At 59.2% G+C, this 12,639-nt stretch carries 13 protein-coding genes and 2 tRNA genes; 3 read left to right on the forward strand and 12 right to left on the reverse strand.

Features of this window, described 5'->3' with window-relative positions:
* Position 1 precedes the first annotated feature (1 nt).
* The 6 genes from MWU54_RS06995 to MWU54_RS07020 form a co-directional block, all read right to left on the reverse strand.
* Entirely contained in the window at positions 2-1,396 is a 1,395-nt protein-coding gene (locus MWU54_RS06995) for a trypsin-like peptidase domain-containing protein (protein ID WP_247081677.1), read from the reverse strand.
* A 57-nt stretch (positions 1,397-1,453) separates the two neighbouring features.
* Positions 1,454-1,528 (reverse strand) — tRNA-Glu (locus MWU54_RS07000).
* Positions 1,529-1,667: 139 nt separating this feature from the next.
* Positions 1,668-3,419 (reverse strand): single-stranded-DNA-specific exonuclease RecJ, encoded by a 1,752-nt coding sequence (gene recJ, locus MWU54_RS07005; RefSeq protein WP_247081678.1) that lies wholly within the window; start codon positions 3,417-3,419, stop codon positions 1,668-1,670.
* Positions 3,420-3,426: 7 nt separating this feature from the next.
* On the reverse strand, positions 3,427-4,395 hold the full coding sequence (gene glpX, locus MWU54_RS07010) for a class II fructose-bisphosphatase (RefSeq protein WP_247081679.1): 969 nt from the start codon (positions 4,393-4,395) through the stop codon (positions 3,427-3,429).
* Positions 4,396-4,480: 85 nt separating this feature from the next.
* Positions 4,481-5,767: a homoserine dehydrogenase gene (locus MWU54_RS07015; protein WP_247081680.1), complete on the reverse strand. Its 1,287-nt coding sequence runs from the start codon at positions 5,765-5,767 to the stop codon at positions 4,481-4,483.
* 77 nt (positions 5,768-5,844) lie between these two features.
* A complete protein-coding gene (locus MWU54_RS07020) occupies positions 5,845-6,156 on the reverse strand; it encodes a hypothetical protein (RefSeq protein WP_247081681.1) in 312 nt (103 codons plus the stop codon).
* Between the two features lie 66 nt (positions 6,157-6,222).
* Between MWU54_RS07020 and MWU54_RS07025 the strand changes: the two genes are divergently transcribed.
* Positions 6,223-6,807 carry a TetR/AcrR family transcriptional regulator gene (locus tag MWU54_RS07025; protein WP_247081682.1) on the forward strand — a complete coding sequence of 195 codons (585 nt, stop codon included), beginning with the start codon at positions 6,223-6,225 and terminating at the stop codon, positions 6,805-6,807.
* A gap of 16 nt (positions 6,808-6,823) precedes the next feature.
* Here the strand turns inward: MWU54_RS07025 and MWU54_RS07030 are convergent, their stop codons facing one another.
* From MWU54_RS07030 to MWU54_RS07040, 3 genes are read right to left on the reverse strand one after another with little or no spacing between them, the layout of a single operon-like run.
* Positions 6,824-7,180, reverse strand: a complete 357-nt coding sequence (locus MWU54_RS07030) for a carboxymuconolactone decarboxylase family protein (RefSeq protein ID WP_247081683.1) — start codon at positions 7,178-7,180, stop codon at positions 6,824-6,826.
* Between the two features lie 21 nt (positions 7,181-7,201).
* Positions 7,202-7,975 (reverse strand): amino acid ABC transporter permease, encoded by a 774-nt coding sequence (locus MWU54_RS07035; protein WP_247081685.1) that lies wholly within the window; start codon positions 7,973-7,975, stop codon positions 7,202-7,204.
* Between the two features lie 9 nt (positions 7,976-7,984).
* A complete protein-coding gene (locus tag MWU54_RS07040; protein WP_247081687.1) occupies positions 7,985-8,725 on the reverse strand; it encodes an amino acid ABC transporter ATP-binding protein in 741 nt (246 codons plus the stop codon).
* Between the two features lie 128 nt (positions 8,726-8,853).
* Between MWU54_RS07040 and MWU54_RS07045 the strand changes: the two genes are divergently transcribed.
* Together MWU54_RS07045 and MWU54_RS07050 are read left to right on the forward strand one after the other, a co-directional pair.
* Positions 8,854-9,630, forward strand: a complete 777-nt coding sequence (locus tag MWU54_RS07045; RefSeq protein ID WP_247081689.1) for a transporter substrate-binding domain-containing protein — start codon at positions 8,854-8,856, stop codon at positions 9,628-9,630.
* 342 nt (positions 9,631-9,972) lie between these two features.
* Positions 9,973-11,229: a hypothetical protein gene (locus tag MWU54_RS07050; RefSeq protein WP_247081691.1), complete on the forward strand. Its 1,257-nt coding sequence runs from the start codon at positions 9,973-9,975 to the stop codon at positions 11,227-11,229.
* A 128-nt stretch (positions 11,230-11,357) separates the two neighbouring features.
* Here the strand turns inward: MWU54_RS07050 and MWU54_RS07055 are convergent.
* The 3 genes from MWU54_RS07055 to MWU54_RS07065 all read right to left on the reverse strand — a co-directional run bounded on the left by MWU54_RS07055 (position 11,358) and on the right by MWU54_RS07065 (position 12,586).
* Positions 11,358-11,443, reverse strand: a tRNA-Leu gene (locus MWU54_RS07055).
* Positions 11,444-11,538: 95 nt separating this feature from the next.
* Positions 11,539-12,084 (reverse strand): tetratricopeptide repeat protein, encoded by a 546-nt coding sequence (locus MWU54_RS07060; RefSeq protein WP_247081693.1) that lies wholly within the window; start codon positions 12,082-12,084, stop codon positions 11,539-11,541.
* Between the two features lie 31 nt (positions 12,085-12,115).
* Entirely contained in the window at positions 12,116-12,586 is a 471-nt protein-coding gene (locus MWU54_RS07065) for an Lrp/AsnC ligand binding domain-containing protein (protein WP_247081695.1), read from the reverse strand.
* Positions 12,587-12,639 lie beyond the last annotated feature (53 nt).

Genomic DNA, 12,639 nt, shown 5'->3' on the forward strand with positions numbered 1-12,639 from the left:
GCTATGTCCGAAACCGCAGAAGCAGGCGTTGCCCACCGCGTTCCGCTTCAATGGCAATTCCCGGCGCAGCGCGGCGCAGCGCCGGGCCAACGTCACGCGGCGCGGTGATCAGCGCGCGATCAATCCGGCGCAGCACATCGCCGGTTCGCAAGCCAACCCGCCGACCAAGCGGGCCGGGATCAACAACCACGATCCCGTCCACCGTCAAAGGAAGCCCCAATTCGTCAAGAACCGCCGGGTTCGCCCGCGCCACTTCCAGCCCCGCCAGAACCTCGCGCTCGGACAACACATACGTGTCGCGCGGCGGGTCGTCCGGTGGGCGCATCAAAGACACCCGCACATCGCGCAGCGCGCCATCCCGCAGAAACGTCATGTCGACATCCCGACCAATCCCTTGCACCGACATGCGGAACAGCATCTCGGCAGGCGAGTGCACCGGGTGCCCGGCGACGGACACAACCACGTCACCAACGCGCAGGCCTGCTGCCGCCAAGGGGCTGGCGCGATGCAGCGCTGTCAACACAACACCTTCGGGCCGGGACAAGCCCAACCCATCCGACAGCCCCGCATCCACCGGTTGCCCGGTGGCCCCGGCCCAGGGCCGTTCAAAGGTGGTTTTGCCAGCCCGCGCCTGTTCCAGGAACTGCTCCACGAGGGCCGTCGGAATAGCAAAGCCGATGCCGTTTGACCCGCCCGAGCGTGTCAGGATCGACGTGTTGATCCCGATCAGCTGCCCCGACACGTCGATCAGGGCACCGCCGGAATTGCCGGGATTGATCGGCGCATCCGTCTGCAGGAAATAGCCCCGCGCATTACCCGTGACTGCACCCGACCGCGCCAGCCCCGAGACGATCCCGGAGGACACGGTTTGCCCAACACCAAACGGGTTGCCAATCGCCAGGGCAAGCTCACCAACCTCAACGGTATCGCTGTCGCGCAGGGACAGGTGCGGCATGTCTTCGGCATCAATCTTCAGAATGACCAGATCGCTTTCCTCGTCCCCGATCAACACCCGCGCTTCGTATTCGCGGCGATCATTCAGAACCACTCGGATTTGATCCGCCTGCCCGATGACGTGATAGTTCGACACCACGAACCCATCCGCAGAGACGATGACCCCGGACCCAAGCGAATTCTGCACACGCGGACGCGACGCGCCGAAATCGCGGAACAGGTTGCCAAAGAACGGATCGCCCTCGAACGGGCTTCGCGATTGCACGATCTGGCGGGCATAGATATTCACAACAGCCGGTGCCGCCTCCTTGACCAGCGGCGCAAAAGACAAGCTGATCTCGGCCTGCGATGTCGGAACGCGCGGCTGGGTTTGCGCCGAAGCGGCCTGGGTCCACAGACCAACCGCCACCACAACGGAAAAAATCATCTGCACAGTCTTCATGCCTCGGATATGTCGAGCGACATGGGCATTTGCAAGTGGTTGATGATGGGGAGGAAGTGGCAGCCCGTAGGGGAATCGAACCCCTCTTTCCAGGTTGAAAACCTGGCGTCCTAACCGATAGACGAACGGGCCATGCGCTGGCGTGGGGTGTATCTAGGCAAACCGGCGTGACCTTGCAAGCGGAAATTCACCCGAATGTGCGGTTTTTTTCAACCGGCCAAATCGCGGCGGATTTCATTGAAAATAGCCCACTAATCAGGGACTTGCCCTTTCAGCCAGTGGCGGCCTGCGCCGCGTCTTCCAGCCGCAATTGCACAGATCGCCGCCCGCCCCACTCGTTGATCTCAAGTCGCCCGGCCAGATGGAATCGCGCGCCGCCATGGTTCTCAAGGGCGGGGCCAATCGGTCCATCGAAGGCGCCAAAGCAGATCGCATCCAGCCGTGCGCCGATGCCATCGCCGAAACTGACTTTCAGATGGGATTGCCCGACCCGCTTGGCGAACGCGATCTGGACATCCGGGAACACAAATCGCGGTGCCGCCGCCCCTGCCCCGAATGGTCCGGCCGCTTCCAGTTGTTCGATCAGTTCCGGCGTTGCTGCACCGGGCATCAACGGCCCATCAAGGCGCAGGTCGGATGCACCAAGGCTATCCGCCCCCTGTTTAACCAATAATTCGGACAACCGCGCCATCGCCGGTTCCAATTGATCCCGCGACAGCGACAGCCCCGCAGCCATCTTATGCCCACCACCTTTTTGAAGATGCCCTTCGGCCGCCAGTTTCTGGATTGACGCGCCCAGATCGATTCCGCTGACCGACCGGCCCGACCCTTTGCCATCCTCACCGTCAAACCCGATCACAATGGACGGTCGGTTGGACAGCTCTTTCAGGCGCGACGCAACAATGCCGACAACGCCAGGATGCCAACCGTCACCCGCCGCCCAGACCAAAGGCGCATCCAGACCGCGCGCCTCGGCCTGTTCCAGCGCTTGCGCGCGGACCGCCTCTTCGATCTCGCGCCGCTCCGTGTTGAGCGCGTCCAACCGTTCGGCAATGGATCTGGCTTCATGCGGATCGGTGCAGGACAGCAGCCGCGCGCCCAGATCCGCCTTGCCAATCCGCCCCCCCGCATTCACGCGCGGGCCAAGGACAAATCCAAGGTGATACGATTTCGGTGCGGATTCGAGCCTGCCGACATCTGACAAGGCAACCAGCCCCGGCCGTGCGCGGCGCGCCATGACTTTCAGCCCCTGCCGCACCAGCGCACGGTTCACCCCCCGAAGCGGGGCCACATCCGCCACGGTTGCCAGCGCCACAAGGTCGAGCATCTGCATCAGGTCCGGGCCTTGTGTCCCGGCCTCGCGCAGTTGCCGCCCGGCTTCGACCAGTGTCAGAAAGACCACCCCGGCTGCGCACAGATGGCTGAGATCGCCGCTTTCATCCTGACGGTTGGGGTTCACCACGGCAAAAGCAGCAGGAAGCGTTTCGCCCCCCAAATGGTGATCAAGAACGATCACATCCGCCCCCACCGCAGCGGCAATCGGATCATGCGACAAGGTTCCGCAATCAACGCAGATCACCAGATCATGGTCCTGGGCCAGGGCCTGCATCGCAGGGATGTTCGGCCCGTAACCTTCGTCAATCCGGTCCGGAACATAGAGCGTGGCTTGTCGCCCCATAGACCGCAGCCAGTCGATCAGCAACGCGGCCGACGATCCGCCATCCACATCGTAATCGGCGAAGATTGCAATGCGTTCGCGTTTGGCCACCGCATCCAGAAGACGCGTCGCCGCTTTCTGCATGTCACGCAGGCCACGCGGGTCCGGCAACAGGTCGCGCAATGTCGGCTCAAGATAGGACTGCGCGTCCTCGGTCGGAACCCCAAGTCGCGCAAGGGTCTGGCACAGCGCTTGCGGCAGGCCGGTGTTCTGAACAAGCGCCTCTGCCTGCCGGGACACCTCGTCTGACGGTCCGATCCACCGCCGACCCGTCACAGACCGGTCGACGCCCAGATATCCCGTCATGCGCACCTCATCCCTGGGTTGGATTGCGATAGGTCATGCGCCGGACCGAACCGGTTTTGGAGCGCATCAGCAGCGTTTCCGTGGTGTTGAACCCGATCTCGCGCTTAATGCCCGACAACAGCGATCCGCTGGTCACGCCGGTTGCGGCAAAGATCACATCTTCGGTGACCATGTCATCCCGCGAATAGATGCGGTCCAGATCGGTGATCCCCGCTTTGGCAGCCCGGCCTTTTTCGTCGTCATTGCGGAACAACAACCGACCCTGGATCTGTCCGCCCATACATTTGAGCGCAGCGGCGGCCAAAACGCCTTCGGGCGCGCCACCGATGCCCATATACATGTCGATGCCAGTTTGCGACGGTTCGGCGCAATGCATGACACCGGCCACATCGCCGTCTGTGATCAGACGGATCGCAGCACCGGTTGACCGGATTTCGGCAATCATGTCTTCGTGGCGCGGACGTTCGAGAACGCAAACGGTGATGTCACGCGGCGCGCAGCCTTTTTCCGTTGCCAGTGCGGAAATCCGTGTCGTGACCGGCATATCAAGCGTGACGAGTCCGGCCGGAAAGCCCGGCCCGATCGCCAGCTTTTCCATATAGACGTCAGGGGCGTGCAGCATTGACCCGCGCGGCCCCATCGCAATCACGGTCAGCGCGTTTGGCATGTCTTTTGCCGTCAGGGTCGTGCCTTCCAGCGGGTCCAGGGCGATGTCCACACCCGGTCCGTTGCCGCTGCCGACTTCTTCGCCGATATACAGCATTGGCGCTTCGTCGCGTTCGCCTTCGCCAATCACCACGACACCCGAGATATCAAGCAGGTTAAGCTGCTCGCGCATGGCGTTCACGGCGGCCTGGTCAGCGGCTTTTTCGTCACCGCGACCGATCAGGTCGACGGTCGCGATAGCGGCCTGTTCGGCGACTCGCGCCAGACCGAGTGACAGCATCCGGTCGTTAAAATCAGAGCGCGAGGTCATAGACGTCTCCAGTCAGTATTTGGTCATCTCGTTAGCCTGTTAAGCGCGAGGCCACAGGCTGACAAGGATGGTTGCGCTACCGTGCTCAGAGCTGCTCGATCCGCAGGGCCACAGGTTCGCCTTCAACAACGCTGGTGCCAACCATGGCTTGCAAGGCCGCATCCAGCGCCGCGCGGGTCGTTTTATGGGTTACGATCAGCACCGGTGCCGTGTCCTGATCATGGCTGCGCTGGCGCATCCTGTTGATCGACACACCCGCTTCCCCCAAAACGGCGGCCACCTTGGCCAGCGCGCCGGGTTTGTCCAGAAGAACCAGACGCAGGTAATAAGGGGCCGGGGTCGATGTTGTCGCAGCTTCTGCCTTGACCAGATGGCCGGAGGGCTGGCCAAACGTCGACACGCGCGTACCACGGGCAATATCAAGCACATCGCCCATGACAGCACTGGCGGTTGGCCCTTCACCGGCCCCGGCACCGCGCAGGACGATCTGACCCACCTGATCGCCTTCGATGACGACCATGTTCGTGCCACCTTCAAGCTGTCCCAGCGGCGATGTCGCGGGCACAAGGCATGGCGACATGCGCTGTTCAAGCCCGCGACCGGTCATTTGGCACACGCCCAGAAGCTTGACCTTGTAGCCCATATCGGCGGCCTGACGGATATCTTCGATGGACACCCGACCGATGCCTTCAAGTTCGACCGCATCGAACGCCACCTGCGTGCCAAAAGCGATGGATGCCAGCAGCGCCAGCTTGTGACCGGCATCAATACCGCCAACATCCAAGTTGGGATCGGCTTCGAGATAACCAAGACCATCGGCTTCGGCGAAGGCTTCGTCATATGTTAGCCCTGCGGATTCCATGCGCGTCAGGATATAGTTGCAGGTGCCGTTCATGACGCCCATCACGCGCTCGATGTCATTGCCGGCAAGCCCTTCGGTCAAGGCCTTGACAACAGGGATCCCGCCCGCAACCGCCGCTTCGAACCGCAAGACGGCATCCGACGCCTCTGCCGCTTCGGCAAGCGCCTGACCGTGATACGCCAACAGCGCCTTGTTGGCCGACACAACGTCTTTGCCCGCTTTCAACGCGGCTTCAGTTGCCGCCTTGGCCGGGCCATCGCTGCCGCCCATCAATTCCACAAAGACGTCAACATCATCACGCGTCGCCAGTGCCACCGGGTCATCTTCCCAGCCATAGCTGTCAAGCGGCACACCCCGGTCCTTGCCGCGACTGCGGGCGCAGACGGCCGAGATTTCGATCGGGCGACCGCCGCGCGCTTCCAGCAGCGCAGCCTTTTGACGGACGATCTTGACGACACCCGCGCCAACAGTGCCCAGACCCGCAATTCCAAGACGCAAAGGTTTAGTCATCGGTGGCGTTCCTTCTTGAATTCAGGCGTTGTTCGGGTGGCAATAACGTCTTGCAGGAGCACCTGCAACGGGGCGCGTCAGGGTTGTGTGACCCCGGCGTCCATTCGGTCGCGCGTGTCACGATCAATCACCGGTGGTCGCAAACCGTTTGCCCGTCGCCGCAAGTCCTCGGCGCGCGCGCGCAACGCGTCGTCATCGGTCTCGGAAATTCGCGGATCGTCGGCCGTCAGCAGCTCTTCGAAAGGGACAAGTTTGGGATAGTCCGGATTGGGATTATCGGCGTTCAGGGCCGCGTCCACCTCGGGGAACTGTGCGCATGCGCTCAGCCCTAGTCCTACAATGATCCCGAGACGCCACATCGACACTGCTCCCACCGACACCCCCGTCATGCCGCAGCAACCTGCGACGTGCAACCTTGGGCTTGATTTGAACAGGTGTTCAGTTACGCTCGATCCATGGCACGTACAGCAGGGTCTCATTCCGGCATCACCGGCCCACGGGTCCGCGAGGCGGCGCTACGCCTGTTTGCGCAACATGGCTTTGCCGCCGTGTCGATGCGCCAGATTGCCAAGGAAGTCGGTGTTCAGGCCGGGGCGCTATACAACTATACGCCCGACAAACAGTCGCTTTTGTTTGATCTTCTCAAGGGCCATATGGATGACCTCCTGACCGCCCGGCAGGCCGTGTCATGGCCACCCGATCCCGAAGCGCAACTGGAGCATTTCACCCGGTTTCACATTGCGTTTCACCTGGAACGCCCCGAGGCGGTGTTCATCTCGTACATGGAACTGCGCAATCTCACGCCGGACAATTTTGCTGTCATCGAAGACCTGCGCCGCCGCTACGAAAGCGCGCTGGAAGCGATCCTGCAAACCGGGCGCGACACAGGTGTGTTTCAGGTGCCGGACACGAAGATCACAACTCTTGCGATCATCGCAATGTTGACAGGTGTCAACACCTGGTACCGCAGCGGCGGGCGACTGTCTCAGCACGAGGTCGAGACGATTTACTGGGACATGGTACGCAAGGCCGTCACGTGACGCGGCACGCGTCGGGCTAAACGGCCTTCCCGGTCGCTCCGCCGGTAAATTCGTCATAAGCCTCAAGCGCCTTTGCGCTGAAGGCAACGGATGGACCACCACCCATGTAAGCAATCATCGACAACGCTTCGCAGAATTCCTCGCGCGTCGTCTTGAGCCGCACCAGCGATTTGACATGAAACGCGATGCAACTGTCGCAGCGCGTCGAAATCGCAATGCCCAGTGCGATCAGTTCCTTGGTCTTTTCGGGCAACGCGCCATTGGTCTTGGCGGCTTTGCCCATCGTATTGAACCCGGCCATCGTGTCGGGCGCTTCCTTCTGCAACGCGCCAATTCGGGACACGGTGTCGTTCATGAATTCAGACCAGCTCATAGATATCTCCTGCGTGTGGGGTCAGCGGCTTTCATCCGCATCCATTTTTCGCTCCAGCCACCGGACGAAGAAACTGATGATGAGGACCAGAACAAGGTATTCGAGGATCAAGAGCGTGTAGATTTCCAGCGGCCGGTATTCCGTCACCACCAGTTCATTGGCCCGGCGGGTCAGTTCCTGCATGCCAATCACCGAAGCAAAGGCCGACATCTTCACGATATAGATAAATTGGTTGGCCAGCGGCGGCAGGATGCGACGGATCGCTTGCGGCAAAACCACGTAGCGCATCGTCTGGGTATAGCTGAGCCCGACCGTCCGCGCCGCTTCGGTTTGCCCCTTCGGAATGGATTGAATGCCCGCGCGGTAGATCTCGGCGGTGAAGGCCGAATCCGAAATGGCTAGCGTGATGATCGCCCCCCAGAACGCGTCAATTGTGACCGGCATGCCAAACGACCGCATCACAACCGGCAAACCGTAGAAAACCCAAAACAGCATCGGAAGCAGCGGAATCGCGCGGACAAATTCGATATAGATGCGCGACGGCAAGCGGATCCATTTGTTCGACGACATGCCCGGAAGCGCCACCAGCAATCCGATCAGCATGGATAATCCTGCCGCAATCAACGACAGCAGGATCGTTGCGCCGAACCCACCGATCAGGAACCGAATATTCGACTGTCCCTGCGCGGTGGACGGGTTGATGACATACCACCCCCAGGTGCCAGCTGACGAACCGCACCCGGCCAACAACAGCAGGCAACACAAGAGCATCCAGGGTGAAATGGATCGAGTCATACCGCCGCCTTAATGCTGAAGAATTTTATCAAGGAACGCACGGAACCGTTCGGATTTCGGGGCCTCGAACACGGTCGCGGGCGTGCCTGTCTCAACAATCTCGCCGCCGTCCATGAACACCATCCGATCCGCCACCTTGCGCGCAAAGCCCATCTCGTGGGTCACAACCAGCATCGTCATGCCCTCTTCTGCAAGCTCAACCATCACATCAAGCACCTCGGAAATCATCTCCGGATCAAGCGCCGAGGTCGGTTCATCGAACAACATGATCTTGGGCTTCATGCACAAGGACCGCGCAATCGCAACGCGCTGCTGCTGCCCGCCGGAAAGTTCTCTGGGTCGTTTTTCGGCCTGCTCTGGAATACGGACCCGTTCGAGATACATCATCGCCAATGCGTTGGCGTCAGTCCGGGAAAGACCACGGGATTTCATCGGGCCAAGCGTCAGGTTTTCAAGAACGGTCAGATGCGGAAAGAGATTGAATTGCTGGAATACCATCCCAACCTCGGCCCGCACCCGGTCCACGCCACCGGGCTCGGCCAACGAAATCCCGTCAACCACGATCCGCCCCGAATCGAACTGTTCCAACCCATTGACACACCGGATTAAGGTTGACTTGCCCGATCCCGACGGCCCACAAACGACGATACGCTCGCCCAGGCTGACCGTCAGATTGACGTCAGTCAGAACCTGGAAATCACCGAAGGATTTGTTCAATGAGCTTATTTCTATGACGCGTTCCGCGCTCATACAGATCTCCGATCCTTCGACTTGCCCGCCATGGCCACCCGCGCACATCCAAGGATCTGCGCCGCGACATGCGCCAGGGCATTCCGCCTATGTAAACCAGACATGACACTTACGAAAAGGAAAATACCATGCGTTTTCTGAAATCACTCGGACTGGCAGCCGCGGTTGCCGTCTCGTTTCTCGGCGCTCCTGCCTCGGCGCAATCCGCATTGCAAGATATTCTCAGCGGCGGCGTGCTCAAGGTCGGGACGACGGGCGATTGGAACCCGATGTCGGTCCGCGACCCTGCTACCAACAGCTACAAGGGGTACGACATTGACGTCATGACCCAATTGGCAACAGATCTAGGGGTTGAGCTGGAATTTGTCGCCACCGACTGGAAAACACTGGTGAACGGTGTGGTTGCCGGAAACTATCACATGACCGGCTCTGCATCGATCAGCCCTGCCCGCCTCAAGGCAGCCGGGTATTCAGACAGCTACATCGCCGTTGAGATCTTTCCGTTCACCACCGACGACAAGATCGACCGCTTCTCGGGCTGGGACTCGATCAACCAGGGCGACGTCAAAGTGGCCACCACCCTCGGTACCAGCTTTGAAAAAATGGTGCGCGACTGGTTCCCCGACTCCGAAATCAACGTGGTCGAAGCCCCCGCCCGCGGCTTTCAGGAAGTGCTCTCGGGCCGGTCCGATGTCTTTGTGACATCGAACATCGAAGGGTCGACATTGCTGACAAAGTTCCCGAACCTGCGCCAGATCGAAACCGACGGCCCCCGGGCGCCAACGCCCATCGCGATGCTGCTTCCGCAAAACGATCAGGTCTGGATCAACTACGTGAACAGCTGGATCGAACTCAAGAAAGCCCAGGGCTTTTTCGAAGACACCGCCGCGAAATGGGGCCTGTGAGCCGGATCAGTTGCTCTCGAAACACTCAAAAAACCGGCCATTCGGCCGGTTTTTTCGTTTCAATTGGTAGTCACCTTGGTGGTGCGGGCGGTCGGCATCATGCGGGTAAACGACACCCTTCTAGGACTCAAGGTCTGAGGTCATGTGAACGACACCAAATAAGACAGTTCGTTTCGCCGCTTCAGCGACTCGGGGACTGAACAATTTTCCGCCCTCGCAATCGCTTGTTCGAACCATACTCATGCCTGAAGCCTTGGCGAAGTCATTTCAGCCGATGGACCTAAGAACGGTGACACGCTAGCTTTCCATAAGATGACTTGGGTCGCACTGAGGTAGTTCCAAATGCATAGCTCGCTCAGGGCCTTCATAAGCAAAGTTGGTACGTTTGTTTTGCTCGCTGTGGGCGTGGCGCATGCATGCATTTTCCCCGTTTCAGCTACCGCGCAAACAGCGGAGTATCCGAACTATCCGGTTTTGGCACTGGACAAGGCAGAAGGTATAATCGCGATTGTGGATGAAATCGACTTCCGAACGCCACTGGCATTTGAAAGAACTCTGTCGGAAGTTCCCAATGCTTCCATGTTGATGCTAAACAGCCCAGGTGGTGCCGTACATAGCGCTCTATCTATAGCTGCTCGTGTGCGTAACCTTGGAATGACTACCGTTATCTTCGAAGAACACGAGTGCATGTCCGCATGTGCGTTGATTTTCTTTGCTGGGGCCGAACGTCTGGCATGGGGAGAGTTGGGAGTGCATCAAATAAGTTCCCCCGATAATCAAGGAAATATGGTCGGTGGGCAATTCGCGTTGGCTGACGTAATTGACGCGCTAAACGAGTATGATGTTTCATCGGAAGTCATCGGATTGATGTTGAGAACACCGCCCGGCGACATGTATGTTTTTAGCCCGCTGGAAAATCGTCGATACGGCTTTCTCAACGAGCCTCAAACTGCTGCTACCAATTCAAATGAACCTTCGTCCGAGGTGGACCTGAGCAATCCAAAAACATGGCGTGGCAAGGTCATCACTGGAGCTTTAGTTTCGAGCGGTAAAAAGTGGTACGCATCTCTTAATGCTGACGGGAGCACGACTTTTCAGTTTTCGAGCGGTCAGCGCTCCGAGGGCCGCTATTACCTAACTGAGACCGAAGTTTGTTTTCAGCTTGCACCAAACCAGAACTACGCGTGTCGAAGGCCTCTGGTCACTCAAAGCGGCGTCCGATGGTACGATGAGGACGGCAGTTATCAGTCCGTTGTGTTAAGTGTTGACGAGACCAGTTTCACTGCGATTTCTCCACAAGTGAATTTGGCTGCAAGCGTTGCGCAGCGCATTCCGCCCGGTCAATGTGCTTTGATTGTTGCTTCAAGGCGGACGGTTGAAGAGGCAAGAGAATACGTCCTCACCAACATACGCGACCGTCGTTTCCTCAATGCCTTTCTCGGTAGGAATGGCTGGATTGCGATTTCTGTGGGAACACTTAAGCCTGATGAGGTAGACCCAGTTCTTTCAAACTGGAAAGCGAACGGCAGAATTCCCCAAGACAGCTACTGTTCGACCGGGACCAATTACATAGAGGTCGTGAACTTGGGTCTGCAGTGACTTGCGACTAAACCCCGCCGTCTGGTCGCCAAGGGCAGAAGAACGGCTTAGTGGGTGGCCCAGAGGGTGGCCCCAGCGGAAGGGTTATCAGTTAAAAGCCTCAATATAAAAGATTATTTAGGACTATATGGTGCGGGCGGTGGGACTCGAACCCACACGGCGCTAAGGCCTTCGGATTTTAAGTCCGATATGTCTACCATTCCATCACGCCCGCACGGGCCTATCCCTAGCGGGCGATAAATCTGAAAACAATCCACGTGATGCGGCTTTTTTCCTGTAACGCTCCGGAAGCGATAGAGGTACAAAAGCTCAAAGATCGTCGCCTTCCGGTTCGGTGATCAATGCGCGCTCGGAAATCCAGGGGTTGAGGGCAACGGCGGATTTGAGCACCTCTTGCGCCTCATCGTTGCGTTGCAGCGCGATCAGCGTCAGGGCCTTGCCGGTCAGCGCACCCATATGGCGCGGGTTCAGGTCCAGCGCCTGGTTCAGATCGGGCAAGGCGGCGTCATAGTCATTGCGCAGGTAGTTGAGAAAGGCACGCTGGTTGTAGCCTTCGGCAAAAAGCGGACAGTAGGACACTAGGGCATTCAAACGATCCTGCGCGCGCAGGAAATCCCCGATCCGCAGCGCCCGCAATCCTTCATCCAGCATCATCTGTGACGGCTCATCCGGGGCTTGCAGCCACAATTCCCACATCTGGTTCGAGTAGCCCCGCGCGACCATGGCGTCTGGCGCCGCCTGGGTTTGCTCGTAAAGCCTGTCCATGGCGTCTGTGTGATCTGGCGCGACCGGGCATCCGTCGGCAGCGGCCAACTGCGCGCTGAAGACGGCGGGGATCAAAACTGCATATCTCATCCGTGCATTCGGACACGGCAATACCGCAGGGTCAAGTCACAGTCCCGAAAGCGTTCTCTTTCACGGCTTGCATGGCGACATAGGTGGAGGTGGCCGCGACATGCGGAAGGGTCGATATCTTTTCGGCCAACACCCGGCGGTAATCGCGCATATTGGCGGTCCGCACCTTGAGCAAGTAATCGAAATTGCCCGCTATCAGATGCGCCTGCTCGATTTCGGGGATTTTGGCGACGGCGCCGTTGAACGCGGCCAGCGCGGCTTCGCGCGTTTGGGTCAGCTTCACCTCGACAAAGGCGATGTGATCAAGGCCCAGTTTGATCGGGTCTAGTAATGCGCGATAGCCCTGGATCGCACCAAGCTGTTCCAAGCGCCTTAGCCGCGCCTGCGTAGGGGATTTTGACAATCCAATCCGCTTGGACAGCTCGGTGATCGAGATGCGGCCATCCTGCCCCATCACCTGTAGAATCGCGCGGTCAAACGCGTCGAGCTCTGAGATGTCCATTTTGCCCGCCAAGCCTCGTAGTATTCAGGTCATTTGCATAACCAATAGCCGAT

The organism is Marivita sp. S6314 (assembly GCF_023015985.1).
Taxonomy (GTDB): domain Bacteria; phylum Pseudomonadota; class Alphaproteobacteria; order Rhodobacterales; family Rhodobacteraceae; genus Marivita.